The organism is Streptomyces sp. NPDC005791 (assembly GCF_042871485.1).
Lineage (GTDB): Bacteria > Actinomycetota > Actinomycetes > Streptomycetales > Streptomycetaceae > Streptomyces.
Genome location: NZ_JBIAIP010000001.1, coordinates 624583 through 647272, shown reverse-complemented (window position 1 = coordinate 647272; position 22690 = coordinate 624583). Strand labels below are relative to the sequence as shown.

Below are 22690 nucleotides of genomic sequence, written 5' to 3'. Positions count from 1 at the left end.
GCCATGGCATCCGCATTCGATTACGCACCGGCTCCGGAGTCCCGCTCCGTCGTCGACATCGCACCCTCGTACGGCCTGTTCATCGACGGCGAGTTCGCCGAGGCGGCCGACGGCAAGGTCTTCAAGACCGTCAGCCCGTCCACCGAGGAGGTGCTCTCCGAGGTTGCGCGAGCAGGCGCCGAGGACGTGGACCGGGCCGTGAAGGCCGCCCGCAAAGCCTTCGAGAAGTGGTCGGCGCTGCCCGGCTCCGAGCGCGCCAAGTACCTGTTCCGGATCGCGCGGATCATCCAGGAGCGCTCGCGCGAGCTGGCAGTCCTGGAGACCCTGGACAACGGCAAGCCGATCCGGGAGACGCGCGACGCGGACCTCCCGCTGGTCGCCGCGCACTTCTTCTACTACGCGGGCTGGGCCGACAAGCTGGGCCACGCGGGCTACGGTCCGGACCCGCGCCCGCTCGGCGTGGCCGGCCAGGTCATCCCGTGGAACTTCCCGCTGCTGATGCTCGCGTGGAAGATCGCCCCGGCGCTCGCCACCGGCAACACGGTGGTGCTCAAGCCCGCGGAGACCACCCCGCTGTCCGCGCTGTTCTTCGCCGACATCTGCCGCCAGGCCGGACTGCCCAAGGGCGTCGTCAACATCCTGACGGGGTACGGCGACGCGGGCGCGGCCCTCGTCGAGCACCCGGACGTCGACAAGGTCGCCTTCACCGGCTCGACCGCCGTCGGCAAGGCCATCGCCCGGCAGATCGCGGGGACGGACAAGAAGGCCACCCTCGAACTGGGCGGCAAGGGCGCCAACATCGTCTTCGACGACGCCCCCGTCGACCAGGCCGTCGAGGGAATCGTCACCGGCATCTTCTTCAACCAGGGCCAGGTCTGCTGCGCGGGCTCCCGGCTCCTCGTACAGGAGTCCGTGCACGACGAGGTGCTGCATGCCCTCAAGCGGCGGCTGTCCACGCTCCGGCTCGGCGATCCACTGGACAAGAACACCGACATCGGCGCGATCAACTCCGCGGAGCAGCTCTCCCGGATCAGCGCGCTCGTCGAGACGGGTGAGGCCGAGGGTGCCGAGCGCTGGTCGGCTCCGTGCGAGCTGCCGTCCGCCGGATACTGGTTCGCGCCGACGCTCTTCACCGGTGTCACCCAGGCGCACACCGTCGCCCGCGACGAGATCTTCGGCCCGGTGCTGTCGGTGCTGACGTTCCGTACGCCGGACGAGGCCGTCGCGAAGGCCAACAACAGCCAGTACGGCCTCTCGGCGGGCATCTGGACGGAGAAGGGCTCCCGCATCCTGGCGGTGGCGAACAAGCTCCGGGCCGGCGTGGTGTGGGCCAACACGTTCAACAAGTTCGACCCGACCTCGCCGTTCGGCGGATACAAGGAGTCGGGCTTCGGCCGCGAGGGCGGCCGTCACGGTCTGGAGGCCTACCTCGATGTCTGACGGGCGACTCAGTGTCTTCAAGACCTACAAGCTGTACGTCGGGGGCAAGTTCCCCCGCTCCGAGAGCGGCCGGGTGTACGAGGTGACGGACTCGAAGGGCACGTGGCTGGCGAACGCCCCGCAGTCCTCCCGCAAGGACGCACGGGACGCGGTCGTGGCCGCACGCAAGGCGTTCGGCGGCTGGTCGGGCGCGACCGCGTACAACCGCGGGCAGGTCCTCTACCGCGTCGCGGAGATGCTGGAGGGCCGGCGGGAGCAGTTCGTGCGCGAAGTGGCGGACGCCGAGGGGCTGTCGAAGTCCAAGGCGGCGGCCGTCGTCGACGCGGCGGTCGACCGCTGGGTCTGGTACGCGGGCTGGACGGACAAGATCGGCCAGGTCGTGGGCGGGGCGAACCCGGTCGCGGGCCCGTTCTTCAACCTGTCCACCCCGGAACCGACCGGTGTGGTCGCGGTGCTGGCTCCCCAGGAGTCGTCGTTCCTGGGCCTCGTCTCGGTGATCGCCCCGGTGATCGCCACGGGGAACACGGCGGTCGTCATCGCCTCGGCCGACGCTCCGCTGCCCGCGCTCTCGCTGGGCGAGGTCCTGGCGACCTCGGACCTTCCGGGCGGTGTGGTGAACATCCTGTCGGGGAGGACGGCGGAGCTCGCCGCTCCCCTGGCCTCGCACCAGGACGTCAACGCCATCGACCTGACGGGAGCCGACGCCGCTCTGGCGAAGGAGCTGGAGATCGCGGCGGCGGACAACCTGAAGCGCGTACACCGCCCGCCCGTCTCCCGCCACCGCCCGGAGAAGGAAGCGCACGGCGCCGCTCGTCCACAGGCTGTGGGCGGCGCGGACTGGTCGGCCGATCCGGGCACGCACCGCCTGACGGCCTTCCTGGAGACCAAGACGGTCTGGCACCCCACGGGCGCCCTGGGAGCCTCGGGCTCCTCGTACTGACCGCCGAGACGCGTGTGGGCCGCCTCCGGGCGGCCTCACACGCGTGTACGGGATCAGCCGGTGACCAGAGCGGCCGCCTCTCCGGTCACGGGCAGGTCGCTGAGCGCCGCGCCGCTGGTCACCGGGTCGGTGACCAGCGCCGTGGTCACGGGCTTGAAGTCGGCGACCTGGGTGCCCACCGCGTTGTCCAACGGGTCCACGCCCGTCCCGGCCAGCGGGTCGAGCTGGAGGTCGGTGACGGGCTCGACGGCCCCGGCGAGGCCGTAACCCAGCGCGCTGGTCACCGCGGGGGCCGCCGCGTCGCCGACCGCCTCCAGGGTGCTGTCCGCGGTGTCCGCACCGGTCACGGGCGGAGCGGGCAGCGGCGCGGCCTGGGCGGCCGCACCTCCCGCACCGAGCGCCGCGCCCAGCGCGGTGAGGGTCAGACCGGCGCGCAGCAGAGCGCGCTTCCGGGGCTTGGACAGTGCATGACGTGCCATGTTTTCCCACCTGTACGGGACGTTTCGGGTAATCGTCCGTGCGCGAAGAGTAATTGAGGTGTGATGCTCGATACCAACAGGACCTCCCGGGGATCCCCTGCGCGGGTCAATGCCTCACACTTCTGTTCTGTGAGTTCCCAACCGATCCCCACACGCGTCGTGCTGCTCGCCGGTCCGTCCGGCTCCGGCAAGTCGTCCCTCGCGGCCCGCAGCGGTCTTCCGGTGCTGCGCCTGGACGACTTCTACAAGGAGGGTGACGACCCGACACTGCCGAGAGTCACCGGCAGCGCCGACATCGACTGGGACTCGGCACTGTCCTGGGACGCGGACGGCGCGGTCGAGGCCATAGCGGAACTCTGCCGCACGGGGCGTACGTTCGTTCCGCTGTACGACATCGCCACGAGCTCGCGGTCCGGCCACGAGGTGCTCGACATCGAACGCACCCCTCTCTTCGTCGCCGAGGGCATCTTCGCGGCGGACATCGTGGAGCGCTGCCAGGAGCTGGGCCTGCTGGCGGACGCCCTGTGCCTGCGCGGCCGGCCGTCGACGACGTTCCGGCGACGCCTGGTGCGGGACCTGCGCGAGGGACGGAAGTCGGTGCCGTTCCTGCTGCGGCGCGGCTGGCGTCTGATGCGTGCCGAACGGCGCATCGTGGCCCGCCAGGCGGCACTGGGCGCCTACCCCTGCGCCCGACAGGAGGCCCTGGGCCGCCTGGCCGCGGCGGCGGCGGGCCGCTGCCGTACTCCACGGAGCCGGGTACCGAACTGACAGCGGGGGTGGACAGGACCCCCCGGCCTGTCCACCCCCGCTGCGTACCGCCGCCTCCCCCGAAGCCGCGGCCTTTCCCCCGTACCCCCGTGCTGTTCCCCCGTGCCCCCCGTAGACCTCAGGCCACCAACTCGCCGAAGGACTCCTCCTCGTCACGGCCGAAGCTGAGGACCTCGTCCTCGCGCAGCCGGCGGAGTGACCGCCAGATGCTCGACTTCACCGTGCCGACACTGATGTCGAGGATGGACGCGATCTCCGGGTCCGTGCGGCCCTCGTAGTAACGGAGGACCAGCATCGTGCGCTGGAGTTCCGGCAGCCGCGCGAGCGCCTGCCAGAGCACCGCGCGCAGTTCCGTGCCCCGCATCGCGTCCGTGTCGCCCACCGTCTCCGGCAGCTCCTCGGTCGGGTATTCGTTCAGCTTGCGCCTGCGCCACGCGCTGATGTGCAGGTTGGTCATGGTGCGGCGGAGGTATCCGCCGACCGCCGCCTTGTCGCTGATCCTGTCCCACGCCCGGTACGTCGAGAAGAGGGCGCTCTGCAGCAGGTCCTCGGCCTCGAACCGGTCGCCGGTCAGGTGATAGGCGGTCGCGTACAGGGAGGCGCGGCGATCCTGGACGTAGGCGGTGAACGCCGCTTCGGCGTCCTCCGCCCCGACCGAGGACTTCCGCTCCCCCGAGGCCTCCCCGTACGCGCTTCCCCCGTTCTCCCCCGTGGGCGCGTCAACCATCGTCAGGTGCGACGTGTGCTGACGCCCGGCGCCCCGGGCGCACCCCCGTCCCCCGGCGCCGGACTTCTCCTGACTCCGCCCGACGTCGTGAAGGCGCGTGACAACTGCGCTCGAGGTGGTGCTGAGCAGTGCGTTCATCTGGCGCCCCCCATCGGTGGAGTCCGGTCGTTCCGTGTGACAACGAGCTTGCCGGGGCAGTTTCATGGCGCTGTCCCTCGACTGTCACAGAGCTGTCACAGGGCATGTCGCGGTCCACGTCGGAGATCGAGCCGACGGACCGAGTCGGGGGGATTGTCGAAACGTGGCAGCACCATGGGCCAGAATGGCCCCCGTGCCTTTCCTGTTGCTGATCGAGGACGATGACGCCATCCGCACGGCCCTCGAACTCTCGCTGTCACGCCAGGGCCACCGTGTGGCCACCGCGGCGACGGGAGAGGACGGCCTGGAGCTGCTGAGAGAGCAGCGGCCGGACCTGGTCGTGCTGGATGTGATGCTGCCCGGGATCGACGGTTTCGAGGTCTGCCGGCGGATTCGCCGCACCGACCAGCTGCCGATCATTCTGCTGACCGCGCGCAGCGACGACATCGACGTCGTGGTGGGACTGGAGTCCGGCGCGGACGACTACGTGGTGAAACCCGTACAGGGCCGGGTACTCGACGCCCGTATCCGCGCGGTCCTGCGCCGCGGGGAGAGGGAGTCCACCGACTCGGCGACGTTCGGGAGTGTCGTCATCGACCGTTCGGCGATGACCGTGACGAAGAACGGGGAGGACCTTCAGCTCACGCCGACCGAGCTGCGGCTCCTGCTCGAACTGAGCCGACGCCCCGGACAGGCCCTGTCCCGGCAGCAGTTGCTGCGTCTCGTCTGGGAGCACGACTACCTCGGGGACTCACGCCTGGTGGACGCCTGCGTGCAGCGGCTGCGGGCGAAGGTGGAGGACGTGCCGTCCTCGCCGACTCTCATCCGCACCGTGCGGGGTGTGGGCTACCGGCTGGACACGCCTCAGTGAGTGATTCCGCGAAACGTTCCATACTCGCGGGTCTTCGCTGGACCAGCCTGCGGCTGCGGTTGCTGATCGTGTTCGCGCTGGTGGCCCTGACGGCGGCGGTGTCCGCGTCGGGCATCGCGTACTGGCTGAACCGTGAGGCCGTCCTGACGCGTACGCAGGACACGGCGCTGGGCGACTTCCGCCGCCAGATGCAGAACCGGGCGGCCTCGCTGCCGTTGCAGCCGACGGCGGACGATCTGCGGGACGCCGCCGAGCAGATGGCGAGCAGCGGCCCGGGTTACCACGTGCTGCTGATCGGCACCAAGGACGGCAAACCGGTCACCGGGACCTCCGACCTCGACGCCTTCACCAAGGCCGACGTTCCCGCCTCGCTGCAGAAGCAGGTGAACAAGAAGCAGCCGCTGACGTCGACGAACACCTTTGAGTACCACCTGTTCTGGCAACGTACGACTTTGGGCAACACCCCTTACCTGGTGGCCGGAACGAAGATCATCGGCGGTGGTCCCGCCGGATACATGCTGAAGTCGCTCGACCAGGAGCGCGAGGACCTCAGTTCGCTGGCGTGGTCCCTGGGGATCGCCACCGCGCTGGCCCTCATCGGCTCGGCGCTCCTCGCCCAGGCCGCGGCGACGACCGTGCTGCGCCCGGTGCAGCGGCTCGGCGACGCGGCCCGCAAGCTCGGCGAGGGCAAGCTCGACACCCGTCTCGTGGTCTCCGGCACCGACGAACTCGCCGATCTCTCCCATACGTTCAACAGGGCCGCGAGCTCCCTGGAGAAGAAGGTCGCGGACATGAGCGCGCGGGAGGAGTCGAGCCGCCGGTTCGTCGCCGACATGTCGCACGAGCTGCGCACCCCGCTGACCGCGATCACGGCGGTCGCCGAGGTGCTGGAGGACGAGGCGGACAGCCTGGACCCGATGATCGCTCCGGCCGTGCACCTGGTGGTGAGTGAGACCCGGCGGCTGAACGACCTGGTCGAGAACCTCATGGAGGTCACCCGCTTCGACGCCGGTACGGCCCGCCTCGTCCTGGACACGGTCGACGTCGCCGACCAGGTGACCGCCTGCATCGACGCCCGGGCCTGGCTGGACGCGGTCGATCTGGACGCGGAGCGCGGCATCATGGTGCGGCTGGATCCGCGCCGGCTCGACGTGATCCTGGCCAATCTGATCGGAAACGCGCTCAAGCACGGCGGATCACCGGTGCGGGTGTCCGTGCGGACCGACGAGGACGAGCTGGTCATCGAGGTGCGCGACCACGGCCCGGGCATCCCCGAGGAAGTCCTGCCCCATGTGTTCGACCGCTTCTACAAGGCGAGCGCCTCCCGGCCGCGTTCCGAGGGCAGCGGGCTCGGCCTGTCCATCGCGGTGGAGAACGCGCACATCCACGGCGGCGACATCACGGCCTCGAATCTCCCGGACGGTGGGGGTGCGGTGTTCGTGCTGCGGCTCCCACGCGACGCGGAGGCGCTGACCGGCGCCCCGGACGACGGCGACCCGGACCGGAACGAGAAGGGCGACGCGAAGTGATGCGCAGCGAACGGCCGTACCGCGCCCCGAACGGGGTCCGGGCGCGACGCCCCGGCCGGGCCGTCTCGGTACTGGCCGTCATGGCGGCCTGTGCCGCACTGGCGTCGGGCTGCGGCATCCGCAGCACGTCGGTGCCGGTCGATGCCGGGGCCGCGCCGTCACGGATGCCGTGCCGGACCGCGTCGGGCGAGGCGACCGCGCCGCCGCCGGAGAGCGTCTCCGTACGTGTCTACCTGGTCTGCGCCTCACAACTGGTGACGGTGGAGCGCACGGTGGAGATCGACGAGTCGCGGGCCTCCTCCCTCCGGACCGCACAGGTGCTGCTGAGTGAACTGCAGCGGGAGCCGGACACCGACGAGCGGCGCGCCGGCATCTCCACCGACGTACCGGTGGGTCTGAGGGTCACCGGCGGCCACACGGACGACCCGGCGGGCACGCTACGGCTCAGCGAGCAGCCGGACGACCTGCCGGCGGAGGCGCTCGCGCAGGTGGTGTGCTCGTACGCGGAGAGCGATGCGCTCGGCTCCGGGGGTTCGGTGCGGCTCGGCGGGCCGGGCGATTACGCCCCGCGGGGCTACCTGTGCACGACCGAGACGAAGAGCCGGCCCGGCGAGGTACCCACGCTGGGCGCGCTCGAGCTGCCCTGAGGTCCGGTACCGGGGCCCGTGCCGCTCGTCACAGGGCCTTCGCCGAACCGGGCGGAACCGATCCTGCCGGTCGTGGCGTCTTGGTGCACGTGCGTCACAGTTCGGACGGCCCGGCCGTCATCCGCTTCCGCGCGCCGGGGGTAGTCCTCCTGCTCGCGCATCTCGTGTTCGTCGGCTGGCTGACGCTGCGCCCGCTGGACGTGCCCTGGATGACTGCCGCGAACTTCCAGCCGTTCGCCGGGATCAGAGCGGATCTGGCCCTGGGCCCGGCCGAGGCGGTGCGCCGTATCGGTGAGGGTCTGGTGCTCCTGGCGCCACTCGGCATACTGCTGCCGATGGCCGGCGGCAGGCTGCTGGTCTCCCCCTGGGCCTCGCTGGCCCGTACGGTCACGGCCGGGGCGCTGATCTCGATGGCCATCGAGCTGGCGCAGACGGGAGTGCCGGGTCAGGTCGTCGACGTCGACTCACTGCTGCTGAACACCTCGGGTGTGGCGCTGGCGCATCTGCTGGTCGTCCCGCTGTCGCGGTCACGGCTGCGCCGGGGCAACCGGGCGGGGGCCGGCGACCTGTCCCGGATCGGGAACGGTCTCCGTACGGCCGGGAACGAGGCTTTTCGTGACTCTCAGGGGTCGACCCCGACGATTACCAGGGTCGGCATCGCCCCGTAGAGCGACGCTTTGTACACCTTCGCGGGGCCACTATGGAGGTACCGGGAGCGCGACGGAGTCGCTCCCCGCAACGGTTCGCGAAGGAGCTCACCATGGCCGCACTTGTCCGCCCCCGTGAGGGACGCATGATCGGTGGGGTGTGCGCAGCGCTGGCACGGCGCTTCGGCACCTCCGCAGGAACGATGCGCGTCATCTTCCTGGTGTCGTGCCTGCTCCCCGGCCCCCAGTTCCTGCTGTACCTGGCGCTGTGGATGCTGCTGCCGTCGGAGAAGAGCCCGGCCGCGACGGCCTGGTGAGCGCCGGCACCACGGGGAGAAGCACGTGGGGCGCACACCCTGGCCGGGTGTGCGCCCCACAGGCGTGAACGGGTGATCAGCCACCGAACGGAAGGGCGGCGGTCAGCCCGCCGGCGGGCAGGCCACCGAGCAGGTTGGTGCCGGGCGTCGAGACCTCCCCGCTGCCACGCTGCTGGTTCTGCTGACCGAGGAAGCCGAACGTCGCCTCCTCGACGAAGGGCAGCGCCTGAGCCACGGAGTCCACGGTGACGGCCGCGGGCATGGCGGCGGCCGCGGGGTCGACGGGCAGGGGAGCAGCGGAGGCACTGCCCGCGCCGACCGCGGCGAAAGCGGCACCGAGAGCGATGACGCCGAGGGTCCTGACAGCAGACTGCTTCATGTGAAACGCATCCTTGGGGAAGGGGATGTGAGCGGCTTTGCAACGTAGTCAGCCCCGCGTCCCCGCCGCAAACACGCCGCGACACGGAAACGGCCGGGATTCCATACTCCCGGCCGTCCGCCAGTCGAATGTCTCAGCCGGCCGCAGACCGAGAACCACTGGTCACGGCCGTCTGGCGGAAGAGCCACTCGGACTTCAGCTCGGCATATCCGGGCTTCACGACGTCATTGATCATCGCCAGACGTTCATCGAAAGGAATGAACGCCGATTTCATCGCATTGACTGTGAACCACTGCATGTCGTCGAGCGTGTATCCGAACGTCTCGGTCAGTCGCTCGAATTCCTGACTCATACTCGTCCCGCTCATCAACCGGTTGTCCGTATTCACGGTGGCGCGGAAATGCAGCTTCCGCAGCAGCCCGATGGGGTGCTCGGCGTACGAGGCCGCGGCACCGGTCTGAAGGTTGGAGGTCGGGCAGAGCTCCAGCGGGATCCGCTTGTCGCGCACGTAGGAGGCGAGCCGCCCCAGCGTCACGGTGCCGTCGTCGGCGATCTCGATGTCGTCGATGATGCGGACGCCGTGGCCGAGCCGGTCGGCGCCGCACCACTGCAGGGCCTGCCAGATCGACGGCAGACCGAACGCCTCGCCCGCGTGGATGGTGAAGTGGTTGTTCTCGCGCTTGAGGTACTCGAACGCGTCAAGGTGACGGGTGGGGGGGTAGCCCGCCTCGGCGCCCGCGATGTCGAAGCCCACCACGCCCAGATCGCGGTAGCGGTTGGCGAGCTCGGCGATCTCCAGCGCCCGGGCGGCGTGTCGCATCGCGGTGAGCAGGGCGCCGACGCGGATGCGGTGGCCGTTCGCGCGGGCCCGGCGCTCCCCCTCACGGAAGCCCTCGTTGACCGCCTCCACGACCTCTTCGAGGGACAGACCCGCGGTGAGGTGCTGCTCGGGCGCGTACCGCACCTCCGCGTAGACGACACCGTCCTCCGCCAGGTCCACGGCACACTCGGCGGCCACCCGGAACAGCGCGTCACGGGTCTGCATGACGGCGCAGGTGTGGGCGAACGTCTCCAGGTAGCGCTCCAGCGAACCGGAGTCGGCCGCCTCGCGGAACCAGATGCCGAGCTTGTCGGGCTCGGTCTCCGGCAGGGCTTCGTAGCCCTGGGCGAGCGCCAGTTCGACGATCGTGCCGGGGCGCAGGCCGCCGTCGAGGTGATCATGGAGGAGCACCTTGGGCGCGCGGCGGATCTGGTCGGGACCGGGGACGTTCAGGGTCTGGCTCGTCATTCGGGCACTCTAACGCCTACGCGCGTAGAGCGCTGGCGCCGATACGTAACAGTGACCGCGAAGCCAGGTGGAATACACCTGCCCTTCTGACACTGTTCTGTCATGGCACAGCACGCACTTCCCCTGCCTGCCGCCAGGCTGGGACGGGCCGTCCACACGGCCGGAGCAGCACCCGAGGTCAGCGGCGTGGTCCTGCTGCTCCCGGACGGCGAGACCGATTCCCGGCGCCGTCCCTCCGCCTTCTCGTACGCGGCGCAACTGCCGTTCGCCCGGACCCTGGCCCGCGCCGGGCAGGACGACGGGCTCGCGGTGCACGTCGTGCGCTACCGCACCCGGGGCTGGAACGCCGGCGCGGATCCGGCGGACGACGCCCACTGGGCGGCCGACGAGATCCAACGCCGCTACGGCGACATCCCCGTGTGCCTCGTCGGGCACGGCATGGGCGGCAGGGCCGCCCTGCGCGGCGCCGGCCACGCCGCCGTCAACTCCGTGCTGGCGATGGCGCCCTGGCTTCCCGAAGGCGCGGACGCGGAGCCCGAACCGGTGAAACACCTGGCGGGGCGCCGGGTCCTGATCGTGCACGGCACGAACGACGCTCGGACGGATCCGGAGCTCTCCTACCGACTGGCCGAGCGGGCCAAGAAGGCGAACCGGGACACCTGCCGCTTCGAGGTCCACTCGGACGGGCACGCCCTGCGCCAGCACCGGTCCGAAGTGCTGGCGCTGGCCTCGGACTTCATCCGGGGTTCACTGTTCGCCCGGTCGTACGCGCGCCCGGTCGCCGACGCGTTCGCCGCGCCTCCTCCGCTGGGCCTGCGGATGCCGCTCGCCGCGGGGTTCGGACGGTCGCTGAGGCACTGATGAGGGCGCGTACGCGCGTACGCGCCCTCAGTCCGGCAGCAGGCTCCCACGGCGCGACAGCAGGAAACGCTTGAAGGCCGCCACCGGCGGCGTGTCGGGGTGGCCGTCGAGCCAGGCGACACCGATCTCACGGGCCGCGCGCGGCGCCGTCACCGTCAACTCGACGACGCCGGGCCGGGCGACGGCCGGCGGCGGCAGCAGCGCCACCCCGAGTCCGGCCGCGACCAGGCCGCGCAGCGTCTCCGCCTCCTCGCCCTCGAACGCGACCCGCGGGGTGAAGCCCGCCTCGGCGCAGAGGTCGTCGGTGATCCGCCGCAGTCCGTAACCGGGTTCGAGGGTGACGAACGTTTCGTCGGCTGCCTCGGCGAGCCGGACGCGTCGGCGCCCCGCCAGCCGGTGGTCGTCGGGGACGACCAGCCGCAGCCGCTGCTCGTCCAGACGCATGGCGACGAGATCCGGGGCGTCCGGGACGGGCGAGGTGAGGCAGAGGTCGAGGCCGCCCGCCCGCAGGCGCTCGATCATCGCCTCGCCGTAGTTCTGGACGAGCTGGAAGCGGACCCGGGGGTGATCGGCGCGGAAGGCGCGGATCAGGGCGGGCACGGTCTCGGAGCCCATGGTGTGCAGGAAGCCGAAGGCGACCTTGCCCGCCGTGGGGTCGGCGTCGGCGCGCACCGAGTCCGCGGCCTTCTCCACCTCCGCCAGCGCGCGCTCGGCGGAGCCCAGGAAGGTGCGGCCCGCGGGAGTGAGCGAGACGGTCCGTCCCCGGCGGGCGAACAGCGCGACCCCCAGGTCCTGTTCCAGCCTCACCATGGCCCGTGACAGCGTCGACTGAGGGACGCCGAGCTCGTGCGCGGCACGGGTGACGTGCTCGTGGCGGGCCACCGCCTCGAAGTACGCGAGGCGTGGTGCGAGTACGGCTCGGATGTCTTCTTCGTAACTGCTCGGTGACAGTCGAGGCTGTGAGCTGTATTGATGCACCATGGGAACGATTATCGCTGTTTCGTGCATTGGACGCATGAAACCGGGCGGTCTACGTTCGCCGTATGCCTCCTGCCAGTACCGGGGCGTCCACCATCGTGCTGGACGCCGCTCCGTCATCCGCCGCCGCGTCCTCGACCGCCCCGGACCGCCTCACCCCTGGTGGTCCCGGTTACCGCCGGATGAGCTTCGCGCTCTTCGCGGCGGGCATCGCGGCTTTCGCCCTCCTCTACTCCACCCAGGCCCTGCTGCCCGCCGTCTCCGCGTCCTTCGGCGCGACGGCCGGACAGGCGAGCTGGACGGTCTCCGCGGCGACCGGTGCACTGGCGCTGTGCGTCCTGCCGCTGAGCGCGCTCTCCGAGCGCTTCGGGCGGCGCCAGATGATGACGGCCTCCCTGGCCGTCGCCGTGGTGATCGGGCTTCTCGTCCCCTTCGCCCCGTCGCTCGGCTGGCTGATCGCGCTGCGCGCGGTGCAGGGCGCGGCACTGGCCGGACTGCCCGCCTCCGCGATGGCCTACCTGGCCGAGGAGGTGCGGCCCAAGGCCCTGGTGGCCGCGATCGGACTGTTCGTGGCGGGCAACAGCATCGGCGGCATGAGCGGCCGCATCCTGGCCGGCTGGGTCGCCCAGCTGTGGGGCTGGCGGATGGCACTCGGTGCGATCGGGCTGCTCGCCGCGGTCTGCGCGGTGGTCTTCCACCGCCTGATCCCCAAGGCCCGGCACTTCAGCCCCGCCTCGCTCGACCCGAAGGCCCTGGCGAAGAACGTCACCGGTCACCTCGCCGACCCGCTGCTGCGCCGGCTGTACGCGATCGGCGCCCTGTTCATGACGGTGTTCGGCGCGGTCTACACCGTGATCGGCTACCGGCTCGTCGAGGCACCCTTCAGCCTCCCGCAGGGCATCATCGGCTCGGTCTTCCTCATCTACCTCGTCGGCACGCTCTCCTCGGCCGCCGCGGGCCGACTGGTCGGCCGACTGGGCCGCCGGGGGGCGCTGTACCTCGCCGTCTCCACGACGGCCGCGGGTCTGCTGCTCTCCCTGTCCGACCAGCTGGCCGCCGTCCTGGGCGGCCTCGTCCTCATCACGGCCGGCTTCTTCGCCGGGCACGCGGTCGCCTCGTCCTCGGTGAGCCGTACGGCGACCACGGGCCGCGCGCAGGCGTCGGCGCTCTACCAGTCCGCGTACTACCTGGGCTCCAGCGCGGGCGGCACGCTCGGTGCCGTCGCCTTCCACGCCGGCGGCTGGGCCGGCACGGTCGCCCTGGGTGTCCTGGCGGTCCTCGGTGTCCTGTCGATCACCCTGTTCGGGACCCGGGCGGCCCGGACCGAGCGGCTCCGCACCGCGTCCCCGGCACCTGTGCACAACTGAGACCTGCCGCCGCACAACCGCTGCTCCCCGGCGCACGTCAAACAAGCGGAGTCACACACCGCGGGCGAAACGCGAAGGGGAGCAGACGTACATGACGATCATGGGGAACATGCGCGGCGCGGGGGTACGGCGCGGGGCCGTCCTGTCCGTCGCAGGTCTGGTGGCCGCTCCGGCGCTGGTCCTGAGCAGCGGGACGGCCGCCCAGGCGGCCTCCTGCACGGCCTCCGCAGGGCCGTACCAGAAGCAGGCCGAGAAGTGGCTGGGGCGAACGGCCGACGGGCGGCAGTCGGCGGCCGACTGCAAGGCGATCCGCTCCTTCCAGAGCGCGAAGGGCATCACCCCGGCGGCCGGATACGCGGGGCCGGTCACCTGGCGCACGATGAAGACGATCACCGCCCAGAAGGCGGCCGGCAAGACCCCGAACAAGGCGAAGAAGTGCCCCACGAACAAGGGCCGCATCGCCTGCGTGGACCTGACCAGGCAGCTGAGCTGGATCCAGGACGGCGCCAAGCTGAAGTTCGGCCCGGTGCCGGTGCGTACGGGGCGTAACGGCGACGAGACGCGGACCGGCGCCACGAAGATCTACTGGCGCAACATCGACCACTGGTCGACGCTCTACGACGTACGCATGCCGTACGCCCAGTTCTTCGACGGCGGGCAGGCGTTCCACTCCGTCACCAAGTCCATGTACAACAACCCTGGATCGGCGGGCTGCGTCAACATGCGCCCGGCGGACGCGAAGTCATACTGGAAGCTGTTGAAGAACGGGGACGACGTCTTCGTGTACGGACGCAAGCCCGGCACCTGAGCAGCGGTTTCCGCGCTTCCCGCCCCTGTTGTCAGTGCCCTGCGGTAGCTTCCACAGTGCTGGGTGAGCGGTGTCACAGCGCAACAGGGGTGGAGCGATGAGTGATCGGACAGCGACAGCGGAGATCGACAGCCGGCTGGAGGGACACCGGGTCGAGCTGACCGGTTACTGCTACCGGATGCTCGGCTCCGCCTTCGAGGCGGAGGACGCGGTCCAGGACACGCTGGTGCGCGCCTGGCGCAACTTCGACAAGTTCGAAGGCCGTTCCTCGCTGCGCTCCTGGCTGTACCGCATCGCGACGAACGTCTGTCTCGACATGCTCACCGCGGGCAACAAGCGCGCCCGGCCGGTGGACCTGACCGGCCCGACACCGCTGGCCCAGGCCGCGTTGAACCCCCGCCCGGAGAACACCTGGCTGGAGCCGATGCCCGACGGACGCGTCCTGCCCTCGGTGGCCGACCCCGCGGAGGCCGCAGTGGCCCGTGAATCGGTGCGCCTCGCGTTCGTCGCCGCGCTCCAGCACCTGCCGCCGAAGCAGCGTGCGGTGCTGATCCTGCGCGAGGTCCTGGCGTGGAAGGCGAGCGAGGTCGCCGAACTGCTCGACACCTCGGTCGCCTCGGTCAACAGCGCCCTGCAGCGTGCCCGGGCGACTCTTTCGGACACGGACAACAAGGCACCGGACACCGCGAATCCGCTCGACGAGGAGCAGCGCAAGCTGCTGGACCGCTATGTGGCGGCGTTCGAGGGGTACGACATGGCCGCGCTGACGGCGCTGCTCCATGAGGACGCCGTGATGACCATGCCGCCGTTCGATCTCTGGCTGCGGGGACACGACGACATCACCGGCTTCATGCTCAGCATCGGGGCGAGCTGTGCCGGTTCCCGGCTGGTGGCGACGGAGGCCAACGGCACCCCGGCCTTCGCCCACTACAAGCCGAATCCGGACGGTCCGGGCTTCGTACCGTGGGCGGTTCAGGTCATCGACATCTCGGACGGTGCGATCACCGGGATGCACTGCTTCCTGGACACTCCGCGCTGGTTCCCGCTGTTCGGGCTCCCCGACCATCTGGACGACGACGCGTCGTGAGGGTGAGACGACCCGTGGTGGTCGGCTGGGCCGTCCTGGTGGCGGGTGGCTGGGCGGCGACGCAGTGGCTGGGCGAGCCGTCCGCCACGGCCGGCCCGGGGCCGGCTCCCGCCCCCTCGGCCGGCGTATCGGCCGGCAACCCCGAACCGGGACCGCAGCCGGAGAGCGGCCGGTGCGAGACGCCGAGGCCGGAACCGGCACCGTCGGCAAGCGACGGGTCATGGCCGGACAAGGAGGCGTACGACTCCGGGAGACCACAGACGACGCTGGTCGTCTGTCACCACGTCGTGCTCCGCGACAGCGCCACGGCCCGCTGAGCGTGGCTCACTCCGGGTCCCACCGGACGTGAGCCTGCACAGCGGACAGCCCGACCAGATCGAGCAGCGCCCCGAGCTCGGCCGGGACGTTGCGCAGCCGCAGCTCGACACCGCCGGCCCTGCGTGCGACGAGCCCCAGCCGGGCGACCGCCTCGACCGCGGCCAGATCCGGCTGCACGACACCACCCACGTCGCAGTCCACCACGGCGATGCCTGGGAGGCCGCTGAGCAGCACTTCCAGCTCGGCGCAGAGTGCCGGCACGTCGGCGCGGGTGATGCGGCCGGTGACGACGAGAGCGTTCGGTGTCATGGCATCCACACCAGGGAGACCTGCGGGATGCCCGAAACTCATCGCTGTCCGGTGAGGCGGGCTCAGCTGACCGGGAAGACCCCCGTGTCCAGATCCAGCCCGAAGGGCTTGGGCAGTGTCAGTGTCTCGCCGTACTCGACCGCTTCCAGGACCCGGTAGGTGCCGTCGCTCGGCTCTCCGTACAGGGTCGCGGTCGGACGGCCGGTGTGCCAGGGGTCGAGCAGCAGGAACAGCTCGACACCGGCTCTGGCATACCCGTGCGCCTTGCCGATGCGGTCGTGGTTGGCGTTGGCCGGTGAGGTGATCTCCACGACGAGCCGGACGTCCTCCGCCGCCACGCGATGGCCGGGCCCGGTCGCGACCGCACGCGGCAGGACGACGAGATCGGGGATGTACAGCCCGGCCCGGCCGGGCACGGAGACGCCGAGCGTCTGGTAGATCCCCCAGTCCTCCGGGATGACGGCGTAGAGCCTGCGCTGAAGCAGTTCTGCTGTGGTGTTGTGGTCCTTGGACGGCGGTGGCGACACGGTGACGATCCCCTCGATGATCTCCACCTTGCAGCCCTCGGGTGCGTCCGTCTCCTCCCAGATCCGGACGAGGTCGTCCCAGTCCTGACCGTGACCCGGCCCGGGATCGACAGTGAGTGCGCTCATGGCGGTCTCCTCTTATCGGTGCATCATCGATAACAGCATGCCGAACGGGACCGGTGGTGGTCCACCGGTCCCGTTCACCCGAAAGGGAAAGCCGCAGGTCAGGCGATACGTTCCCGCACCACCGGCGTGGCGGTGAAGGGTGTGCCGGCCGGGGCGATGTCGTACGAGCCGGGCAGCGCCTTCAGCGCGTACTCGAACTTCTCCGGGGTGTCCGTGTGCAGGGTCAGCAGCGGCTGGCCCTCGGTCACCGTGTCCCCCGGCTTGGCGTGCAGCTCGATGCCCGCGCCGGCCTGCACCGGGTCCTCCTTGCGCGCGCGGCCCGCGCCGAGGCGCCAGGCGGCGACGCCGACGTCGTAGGCGTCGAGGCGGGTCAGCACGCCCGAGGACGGGGCGCTGATCACATGCTGCTCGCGGGCGACGGGGAGCTCGGCGTCCGGGTCGCCGCCCTGGGCGGAGATCATGCGGCGCCAGACGTCCATCGCGGAGCCGTCGGCCAGGGCCTTCTCCGGGTCGGCGTCCTTGAGTCCGGCGGCGTCGAGCATCTCGCGGGCGAGGGCCAGGGTCAGGTCGATCACGTCCTGCGGGCCACCGCCGGCCAGCACCTCGACGGACTCCCGGACCTCCAGGGCGTTCCCGGCGGTGAGGCCGAGCGGGGTCGCCATGTCGGTGAGCAGCGCCACGGTCCGTACGCCGCTGTCGGTGCCCAGTGCGACCATGGTGGACGCCAGTTCGCGGGCGTCCTCGATCGTCTTCATGAAGGCGCCGGAGCCGACCTTGACGTCCAGGACGAGCGCCCCGGTGCCCTCGGCGATCTTCTTGGACATGATCGAACTGGCGATCAGCGGGATCGCCTCGACGGTGCCGGTGACGTCGCGCAGCGCGTACAGCTTCTTGTCGGCGGGCGCGAGGCCGTCGCCGGCCGCGCAGATCACCGCGCCGGTGGTGTCCAGCACGTCCAGCATCTCGGCGTTGGAGAGGTGGGCGCGCCAGCCGGGGATGGACTCCAGCTTGTCGAGGGTCCCGCCGGTGTGGCCGAGGCCCCGGCCGCTGAGCTGCGGCACGGCGGCGCCGCAGGCGGCGACCAGCGGGGCGAGCGGCAGGGTGATCTTGTCGCCGACGCCGCCGGTGGAGTGCTTGTCGGTGGTGGGGCGGGAGAGTGCGCCGAAGTCCATCCGCTCGCCGGAGGCGATCATCGCGGCGGTCCAGCGGGCGATCTCGGTGCGGTTCATGCCGTTCAGCAGGATCGCCATGGCCAGAGCGGACATCTGCTCGTCGGCGACCTCGCCACGGGTGTACGCGTCGATGACCCAGTCGATCTGCTCGGGGCTGAGCTCGCCGCGGTCCCGCTTGGTGCGGATGACGGAGATGGCGTCCATGGGAGGGAGTCCTTCCGGCCGGATGGGTAGGCGAGAGTCCCGTTGACTCTACGCGCATAGAGAGTGAACGTTCCGCCGCGCCGTTCCCCCGGCGGGCCGGGCGGGCCCACCGGAGGGAGACGGAACGGCGGCGGGGCCGCTACCCCAGGTGCTGCGGCCCGAAGGCCTGCGGCAGCATCTCGTCGAGCGTACGGAAGCCGTCCGGTGTCTCCAGGACGAGGCCGGGCCCGCCGAACTCGTACAGCAGCTGACGGCATCGCCCGCACGGCACCAGCACCGCGCCCGCGCCGTCCACGCAGGTGAAGTGGGTCAGCCGGCCGCCGCCCGTGGCGGCCAGCTGCGAGACCAGCCCGCACTCGGCGCACAGGCCGATGCCGTACGAGGCGTTCTCGACGTTGCATCCGGTGATCATGCGGCCGTCGTCGACGAGGGCCGCCACGCCGACCGGGTAGCCCGAATACGGGGCGTACGCCCGGGACATCGCGTCCCGGGCGGCCTCGCGCAACACCTCCCAGTCGACGGGGGCCGCGCCGTCCGTCACTTCCCCTGTCCCTTCCGGTAGCGCATCCCGTCCGCCTTCGGCATGCGCAGGCGCTGCGCGGAGAGCGAGAGCACGAGCAGGGTGACGACGTACGGGGTGGCGCTGACGAACTCGGTGGGCACCGTGTCGGTGGCGAGGTACCAGACGAGCACCGCGGCGGCGATGACCGCGCTGACGACACCGGGCACGAAGCGCTTGCGGTAGAGCTTCCAGGCCGCGAGGACGGCCAGTATCACCACGAGCAGCAGGAGCAGCGCGTGGACGGACTCGCCGCCGTTGCGCAGCTGCAGCGCGTCGGCGAAGCCGAACAGCCCGGCGCCCATGGCGAGTCCGCCGGGCCGCCAGTTACCGAAGATCATCGCGGCGAGACCGATGTAACCGCGGCCGCCGGTCTGGCCCTCGTTGTAGATGTGCGAGGTGACCAGGGACAGGAAGGCGCCGCCGAGTCCGGCCAGGCCTCCGGAGATGATCACGGCGATGTACTTGTAGCGGTAGACGTTCACACCGAGGGACTCGGCGGCGACCGGGTTCTCACCGCAGGAACGCAGGCGCAGACCGAACGAGGTCTTCCACAGGACGAAGAACGTGCCCGCGAACAGCGCCACGGCCACCAGGGTCAGCAGCGAGACGTTGGTGACGAGTCCGCCGAGGATGCCCGCGACGTCGGACACGAAGAACCAGTGGTGCTTCTCCAACGCGTGCAGCCAGTCCGAGAGACCGGGCACGGTGACCTGCGTGATGCTGTCGGCCGGCGGCGACTGCTTGGGGCTGCCGCCCTTCTCCGCCGCGTCACCGGTGTTGAACCACAGCTTGGCCAGGTAGGTCGTGAATCCCAGGGCCAGGATGTTGATGGCGATACCGGAGATGATGTGGTCCACGCCGAAGGTGACGGTCGCGAAGGCGTGCAGCAGGCCGCCGAGCATGCCGCCCACGACACCGGCCAGGACGCCGATCCATGGGTCGGTCTGCCAGCCGGCCCAGGCGCCGAAGAAGGTGCCGAGGATCATCATGCCCTCGAGGCCGATGTTGACCACACCGGCCCGCTCGGCCCACAGGCCGCCGAGACCGGCGAGCCCGATCGGCACGGCCATCGCGAGCGCGGCGCTGATCTGGCCGGCCGAGGTGACGTCCTGGGCGCCGGTGACGGCCCGTACGGCGGACAGCGCGAGCAGGGCGCCCGCGATGATCAGCAGTACGACGGGGAAACTGAAGCGGGTGCGGCCACCCTTGCCGCCGGAGACCTCGGGGGCCGCGGGCGGCGGGGTGGAAGTCGCCGTGGCGCTCACGCCGACACCTCCTGCTGGTCGGAGTTACGTGCGGCCTTGGCGGCGAGTTCCGCGCCGACCCTGCTCTGCTGGCGCTTGAGGCCGTATCGGCGGACGACTTCGTACGCGATGACGACGCACAGGACGATGACGCCCTGGATGACGCCGACGATCTCCTTGTCGTAGCCCTCGAATTCGAGCTTGCCCGTGCCGCGCTCCAGGAAGCCCCAGAGCAGCGCGCCGAGCGCGATGCCCACGGGGTGGTTACGGCCGAGGAGCGCGATGGCGATCCCGGTGAAACCGATACCGATGGGGAAGTCGCCGCTGTACTCGTAGCTGTCGTTGAGCAGCGTCGGCATGCCGATGAGGCCGGCCATGCCGCCGGAGATCAGCATGGAGGTGACGACCATCTTCTTGACGTCGACACCGCTGGCCTCGGCTGCCGAACCGGACTGGCCGACCGTACGCAGGTCGAAGCCGAACCGGGTGCGGCCGAGCGTGAACCAGTAGGCGAATCCGGCGGCGACCGCGATCACGATGAAGCCCCAGACGGGCGTCGGTGTGGTCGGGAACTCGAAGAAGTGCGAGGACTCCGGGATCGGGGTGGTGGAGACCTTCGTCCCCGCCTCGTCGAGGTGGCCCAGACGGCCCTGCTGGAGCAGGTAACCGATGATCGCGGTCGCGATGGAGTTCAGCATGATCGTCGAGACGACCTCGCTGACTCCGCGCGTGACCTTCAGGAGACCGGCGATACCCGCCCACATCGCGCCGACGATCATCGCGGTGAGGATGATCAGCGGGATCTGGAGGACGCCCGGCAGGGTCAGCGCCCCGCCGAGTGCAGCGGCGAAGAAGGCGGCGAGGCGGTACTGACCGTCGACGCCGATGTTGAAGAGGTTCATGCGGAAACCGACGGCGACCGCGAGACCTGCGAGGTAGTAGGTCGTCCCCTTGTTGAGGATGTAGACCTGGCTGTCCGACTTCAGTCCGTAGTCGAACATGATGCCGAAGGCGCTGAACGGTTCCTTGCCGGTGGCGGCCAGCACGAGAGCGGTCACCAGGAACGCGACCACGATCGCGAGCAGCGGGGCGGCGATCCCCAGGAGCACCCGCTCCTTGTCGAACTTCTTCATCGGTCCTCTCCCCCGTCCCGGGGGTCGGTTTCGGAGTCGTCGCCACCCGTGCTTCCGTGTGCTTCCAGGTGACCGGAAGCCGCACCGGTCATCGCCGAGCCGAGCTCCTCTGGGGTGACGGTCGCCGGGTCGGCGTCGGCCACGAGCTTGCCGCGGTACATGACGCGCAGCGTGTCGGAGAGCCCGATGAGCTCGTCGAGGTCGGCGGAGATCAGCAGCACGGCGAGGCCTTCACGGCGTGCTTCACGGATCTGGTCCCAGATCTGCGCCTGCGCGCCGACGTCCACGCCCCGGGTGGGGTGCGCGGCGATCAGCAGCTTGGGGTTGTGGCTCATCTCGCGGCCGACGATCAGTTTCTGCTGGTTGCCGCCGGAGAGCGAGGCCGCGGTGACCTCGATGCCGGGCGTGCGGACGTCGTACTCGCGCACGATCCGCTCGGTGTCGGCGCGTGCCGCCTTGAGGTCGAGGAAGGCGCCCTTGCTGTTGGGCTTCTCGGTGACGTGCCCCAGCATCCGGTTCTCCCAGAGGGGGGCGTCCAGCAGGAGGCCGTGCCGGTGCCGGTCCTCGGGGATGACGCCCATGCCGTCCTCGCGGCGCTTGCGCGTGGCCGCGCGGGAGATGTCCGCGCCGTCGAGGGTGAGCGACCCGGTGTCGAGGGTCCGCATGCCCATGATGGCGTCGACGAGTTCGGACTGGCCGTTGCCCTCGACGCCCGCGATGCCGAGCACTTCGCCCTTGTGGATCGTGAAGGTGATGCCGTCGAGCACGGCGCGCACCACACCGTCGGGGTCGGTGGCCGTCAGCCGCAGGTCTGCCACGCCCAGCATCGGCGTGTCCGTGACGGTCGATTCCCGGGTCTCGGGCGAGGGCAGCTCGCTGCCCACCATCAGCTCCGCGAGTTGCTTGCTGGTGGTGTGCGCGGGATCCGCGGTGCCCACCGTCGTACCGCGCCGGATCACGGTGATCTCGTCCGCGACCGACAGCACCTCACCCAGCTTGTGGGAGATGAAGATGACGGTGAGGCCCTCCGCCTTCAGCTCACGCAGGTTGTCGAAGAGGGCGTCGACCTCCTGCGGCACGAGGACCGCGGTCGGTTCGTCGAGGATCAGGGTGCGGGCGCCGCGGTAGAGGACCTTGAGGATCTCCACCCGCTGGCGGTCGGCGACCCCGAGGTCCTCGACGACGGCGTCGGGGCGGACACCGAGGCCGTACGCGTCGGAGATCTCCTTGATCTTCGCCCGCGCCTTGTCCCCGATGCCGTGCAGCTTCTCGGAGCCGAGGACGACGTTCTCCAGGACCGTGAGGTAGTCGGCGAGCATGAAGTGCTGGTGCACCATGCCGATACCGCGGTTGATGGCGTCACCCGGGCTGCTGAAGGAGACCTGTTCACCATCCACCGAGATGGTGCCCTCGTCCGGCTTCTGCATCCCGTAAAGGATCTTCATCAGGGTGGACTTGCCGGCGCCGTTCTCACCGACGAGGGCGTGGACGGTGCCACGGCTCACCGTGATGTCGATGTCGTGGTTGGCCACGACGCCGGGGAATCGTTTGGTGATGCCGCGGAGCTCTACGGCATGAGGACTGCTGGACGCTTTGATGGCGCACTCTCCTTGGCAGGAGCGGAGGGCGGGCGATGCACGGACACGGCGCGGGGACCGGTGGCGAAAAGTACCGCGCTCGGCGGGCACTACGCGCGTAGCGCCACCGAATCGTCGACCACCCGGCGACGGGTGGTTGAACCAGGGGCACGATACCGACACACGTCGGGGGCCCGGCCCGCAGGTATACGTGAAGCGGGGTCCGCAGGCGCGGCGGAAACCACGC

General features: G+C 70.5%; 25 protein-coding genes. 13 read left to right on the top strand and 12 right to left on the bottom strand.

Translation table 11 applies throughout. From position 1 onward, the window contains the following. The first annotated feature begins 3 nt into the window (after positions 1–3). Together ACFYSH_RS03155 and ACFYSH_RS03150 are read left to right on the top strand one after the other, a co-directional pair. A complete protein-coding gene (locus ACFYSH_RS03155) occupies positions 4–1440 on the top strand; it encodes an aldehyde dehydrogenase family protein (RefSeq protein WP_388750610.1) in 1437 nt (478 codons plus the stop codon). Next, positions 1433–2380 carry an aldehyde dehydrogenase family protein gene (locus tag ACFYSH_RS03150; RefSeq protein WP_359467121.1) on the top strand — a complete coding sequence of 316 codons (948 nt, stop codon included), beginning with the start codon at positions 1433–1435 and terminating at the stop codon, positions 2378–2380. Before ACFYSH_RS03155 ends, ACFYSH_RS03150 begins: the two co-directional genes overlap by 8 nt. A 53-nt stretch (positions 2381–2433) precedes the next feature. On the opposite strand, the gene ACFYSH_RS03145 is transcribed toward ACFYSH_RS03150, so the two are convergent. After that, positions 2434–2859 carry a hypothetical protein gene (locus tag ACFYSH_RS03145; RefSeq protein WP_359467124.1) on the bottom strand — a complete coding sequence of 142 codons (426 nt, stop codon included), beginning with the start codon at positions 2857–2859 and terminating at the stop codon, positions 2434–2436. Positions 2860–2922: 63 nt separating this feature from the next. Here ACFYSH_RS03145 and ACFYSH_RS03140 point away from each other — a divergent pair, with 63 nt between their 5' ends. Beyond that, positions 2923–3627: a uridine kinase gene (locus tag ACFYSH_RS03140; protein ID WP_359467127.1), complete on the top strand. Its 705-nt coding sequence runs from the start codon at positions 2923–2925 to the stop codon at positions 3625–3627. A gap of 118 nt (positions 3628–3745) precedes the next feature. On the opposite strand, the gene ACFYSH_RS03135 is transcribed toward ACFYSH_RS03140, so the two are convergent. Further along, a complete protein-coding gene (locus ACFYSH_RS03135; RefSeq protein WP_388750605.1) occupies positions 3746–4492 on the bottom strand; it encodes a SigE family RNA polymerase sigma factor in 747 nt (248 codons plus the stop codon). 193 nt (positions 4493–4685) lie between these two features. Here ACFYSH_RS03135 and afsQ1 point away from each other — a divergent pair, with 193 nt between their 5' ends. From afsQ1 to ACFYSH_RS03110, 5 genes are all read left to right on the top strand, one after another. Next, complete coding sequence (afsQ1, locus tag ACFYSH_RS03130; protein ID WP_176724363.1) at positions 4686–5363, top strand: two-component system response regulator AfsQ1; 678 nt, start codon at positions 4686–4688, stop codon at positions 5361–5363. Further along, positions 5360–6892, top strand: a complete 1533-nt coding sequence (locus ACFYSH_RS03125; protein ID WP_359467132.1) for a HAMP domain-containing sensor histidine kinase — start codon at positions 5360–5362, stop codon at positions 6890–6892. Before afsQ1 ends, ACFYSH_RS03125 begins: the two co-directional genes overlap by 4 nt. Then, complete coding sequence (locus ACFYSH_RS03120; protein ID WP_388750602.1) at positions 6892–7539, top strand: hypothetical protein; 648 nt, start codon at positions 6892–6894, stop codon at positions 7537–7539. The genes ACFYSH_RS03125 and ACFYSH_RS03120 overlap by 1 nt, the downstream gene beginning before the upstream one ends. Positions 7540–7622: 83 nt before the next feature. Then, complete coding sequence (locus tag ACFYSH_RS03115; protein ID WP_359467136.1) at positions 7623–8207, top strand: VanZ family protein; 585 nt, start codon at positions 7623–7625, stop codon at positions 8205–8207. 92 nt (positions 8208–8299) lie between these two features. Next, positions 8300–8503 (top strand): PspC domain-containing protein, encoded by a 204-nt coding sequence (locus ACFYSH_RS03110; RefSeq protein WP_359467139.1) that lies wholly within the window; start codon positions 8300–8302, stop codon positions 8501–8503. Positions 8504–8579: 76 nt separating this feature from the next. Here ACFYSH_RS03110 and ACFYSH_RS03105 read toward each other — a convergent pair whose 3' ends face one another. Next, positions 8580–8882 (bottom strand): hypothetical protein, encoded by a 303-nt coding sequence (locus ACFYSH_RS03105; protein ID WP_359467141.1) that lies wholly within the window; start codon positions 8880–8882, stop codon positions 8580–8582. A gap of 133 nt (positions 8883–9015) precedes the next feature. Then, positions 9016–10170, bottom strand: coding sequence for an adenosine deaminase (locus ACFYSH_RS03100; RefSeq protein WP_359467144.1), 1155 nt, complete (start codon positions 10168–10170; stop codon positions 9016–9018). 102 nt (positions 10171–10272) lie between these two features. Here ACFYSH_RS03100 and ACFYSH_RS03095 point away from each other — a divergent pair, with 102 nt between their 5' ends. Further along, on the top strand, positions 10273–11031 hold the full coding sequence (locus ACFYSH_RS03095) for an alpha/beta fold hydrolase (RefSeq protein WP_359467147.1): 759 nt from the start codon (positions 10273–10275) through the stop codon (positions 11029–11031). A gap of 27 nt (positions 11032–11058) precedes the next feature. Here the strand turns inward: ACFYSH_RS03095 and ACFYSH_RS03090 are convergent, their stop codons facing one another. Beyond that, a complete protein-coding gene (locus tag ACFYSH_RS03090) occupies positions 11059–12012 on the bottom strand; it encodes a LysR family transcriptional regulator (RefSeq protein WP_359467150.1) in 954 nt (317 codons plus the stop codon). A gap of 62 nt (positions 12013–12074) precedes the next feature. On the opposite strand from ACFYSH_RS03090, the gene ACFYSH_RS03085 reads away from it, so the two are divergent. The 4 genes from ACFYSH_RS03085 to ACFYSH_RS03070 all read left to right on the top strand — a co-directional run bounded on the left by ACFYSH_RS03085 (position 12075) and on the right by ACFYSH_RS03070 (position 15588). Beyond that, the gene (locus ACFYSH_RS03085; RefSeq protein WP_359467152.1) at positions 12075–13376 is read left to right on the top strand and encodes an MFS transporter; all 1302 of its coding nucleotides are present in this window, start codon (positions 12075–12077) and stop codon (positions 13374–13376) included. Positions 13377–13467: 91 nt separating this feature from the next. Then, complete coding sequence (locus ACFYSH_RS03080) at positions 13468–14184, top strand: L,D-transpeptidase (RefSeq protein ID WP_359467154.1); 717 nt, start codon at positions 13468–13470, stop codon at positions 14182–14184. A gap of 97 nt (positions 14185–14281) precedes the next feature. Then, positions 14282–15271 (top strand): sigma-70 family RNA polymerase sigma factor, encoded by a 990-nt coding sequence (locus ACFYSH_RS03075; protein WP_359467157.1) that lies wholly within the window; start codon positions 14282–14284, stop codon positions 15269–15271. A gap of 2 nt (positions 15272–15273) precedes the next feature. Then, positions 15274–15588, top strand: coding sequence for a hypothetical protein (locus ACFYSH_RS03070; RefSeq protein WP_388750595.1), 315 nt, complete (start codon positions 15274–15276; stop codon positions 15586–15588). Between the two features lie 7 nt (positions 15589–15595). Here ACFYSH_RS03070 and ACFYSH_RS03065 read toward each other — a convergent pair whose 3' ends face one another. The 7 genes from ACFYSH_RS03065 to ACFYSH_RS03035 form a co-directional block, all read right to left on the bottom strand. Continuing rightward, positions 15596–15940, bottom strand: coding sequence for an STAS domain-containing protein (locus ACFYSH_RS03065; protein ID WP_388750592.1), 345 nt, complete (start codon positions 15938–15940; stop codon positions 15596–15598). Positions 15941–15960: 20 nt separating this feature from the next. Beyond that, entirely contained in the window at positions 15961–16551 is a 591-nt protein-coding gene (locus ACFYSH_RS03060) for a Uma2 family endonuclease (protein WP_388750589.1), read from the bottom strand. Positions 16552–16649: 98 nt separating this feature from the next. Next, complete coding sequence (locus tag ACFYSH_RS03055) at positions 16650–17927, bottom strand: thymidine phosphorylase (RefSeq protein ID WP_359467170.1); 1278 nt, start codon at positions 17925–17927, stop codon at positions 16650–16652. A 139-nt stretch (positions 17928–18066) separates the two neighbouring features. Then, positions 18067–18468 (bottom strand): cytidine deaminase, encoded by a 402-nt coding sequence (locus ACFYSH_RS03050; protein WP_388750586.1) that lies wholly within the window; start codon positions 18466–18468, stop codon positions 18067–18069. Next, entirely contained in the window at positions 18465–19754 is a 1290-nt protein-coding gene (locus tag ACFYSH_RS03045) for an ABC transporter permease (protein ID WP_359467175.1), read from the bottom strand. Before ACFYSH_RS03045 ends, ACFYSH_RS03050 begins: the two co-directional genes overlap by 4 nt. Then, complete coding sequence (locus ACFYSH_RS03040) at positions 19751–20866, bottom strand: ABC transporter permease (protein ID WP_359467177.1); 1116 nt, start codon at positions 20864–20866, stop codon at positions 19751–19753. Before ACFYSH_RS03040 ends, ACFYSH_RS03045 begins: the two co-directional genes overlap by 4 nt. Further along, complete coding sequence (locus ACFYSH_RS03035) at positions 20863–22464, bottom strand: ABC transporter ATP-binding protein (RefSeq protein WP_359467346.1); 1602 nt, start codon at positions 22462–22464, stop codon at positions 20863–20865. The genes ACFYSH_RS03040 and ACFYSH_RS03035 overlap by 4 nt, the downstream gene beginning before the upstream one ends. Positions 22465–22690: the final 226 nt, after the last annotated feature.

Excerpts from the sequence above, each read along its gene's own strand:
- ACFYSH_RS03055 (WP_359467170.1), bottom strand. The coding sequence starts at position 17,927 with ATGGACGCCATCTCCGTCATCCGCACCAAGCGGGACCGCGGCGAGCTC.
- ACFYSH_RS03155 (WP_388750610.1), top strand. The coding sequence starts at position 4 with ATGGCATCCGCATTCGATTACGCACCGGCTCCGGAGTCCCGCTCCGTC.
- ACFYSH_RS03080 (WP_359467154.1), top strand. The coding sequence starts at position 13,468 with ATGACGATCATGGGGAACATGCGCGGCGCGGGGGTACGGCGCGGGGCC.
- ACFYSH_RS03150 (WP_359467121.1), top strand. The coding sequence starts at position 1,433 with ATGTCTGACGGGCGACTCAGTGTCTTCAAGACCTACAAGCTGTACGTC.
- ACFYSH_RS03090 (WP_359467150.1), bottom strand. The coding sequence starts at position 12,012 with ATGGTGCATCAATACAGCTCACAGCCTCGACTGTCACCGAGCAGTTAC.
- ACFYSH_RS03085 (WP_359467152.1), top strand. The coding sequence starts at position 12,075 with ATGCCTCCTGCCAGTACCGGGGCGTCCACCATCGTGCTGGACGCCGCT.
- ACFYSH_RS03100 (WP_359467144.1), bottom strand. The coding sequence starts at position 10,170 with ATGACGAGCCAGACCCTGAACGTCCCCGGTCCCGACCAGATCCGCCGC.
- ACFYSH_RS03060 (WP_388750589.1), bottom strand. The coding sequence starts at position 16,551 with ATGAGCGCACTCACTGTCGATCCCGGGCCGGGTCACGGTCAGGACTGG.
- ACFYSH_RS03120 (WP_388750602.1), top strand. The coding sequence starts at position 6,892 with ATGCGCAGCGAACGGCCGTACCGCGCCCCGAACGGGGTCCGGGCGCGA.
- ACFYSH_RS03110 (WP_359467139.1), top strand. The coding sequence starts at position 8,300 with ATGGCCGCACTTGTCCGCCCCCGTGAGGGACGCATGATCGGTGGGGTG.
- ACFYSH_RS03065 (WP_388750592.1), bottom strand. The coding sequence starts at position 15,940 with ATGAGTTTCGGGCATCCCGCAGGTCTCCCTGGTGTGGATGCCATGACA.
- ACFYSH_RS03140 (WP_359467127.1), top strand. The coding sequence starts at position 2,923 with ATGCTCGATACCAACAGGACCTCCCGGGGATCCCCTGCGCGGGTCAAT.
- ACFYSH_RS03135 (WP_388750605.1), bottom strand. The coding sequence starts at position 4,492 with ATGAACGCACTGCTCAGCACCACCTCGAGCGCAGTTGTCACGCGCCTT.
- ACFYSH_RS03095 (WP_359467147.1), top strand. The coding sequence starts at position 10,273 with ATGGCACAGCACGCACTTCCCCTGCCTGCCGCCAGGCTGGGACGGGCC.
- ACFYSH_RS03075 (WP_359467157.1), top strand. The coding sequence starts at position 14,282 with ATGAGTGATCGGACAGCGACAGCGGAGATCGACAGCCGGCTGGAGGGA.
- ACFYSH_RS03040 (WP_359467177.1), bottom strand. The coding sequence starts at position 20,866 with ATGAAGAAGTTCGACAAGGAGCGGGTGCTCCTGGGGATCGCCGCCCCG.
- ACFYSH_RS03145 (WP_359467124.1), bottom strand. The coding sequence starts at position 2,859 with ATGGCACGTCATGCACTGTCCAAGCCCCGGAAGCGCGCTCTGCTGCGC.
- ACFYSH_RS03105 (WP_359467141.1), bottom strand. The coding sequence starts at position 8,882 with ATGAAGCAGTCTGCTGTCAGGACCCTCGGCGTCATCGCTCTCGGTGCC.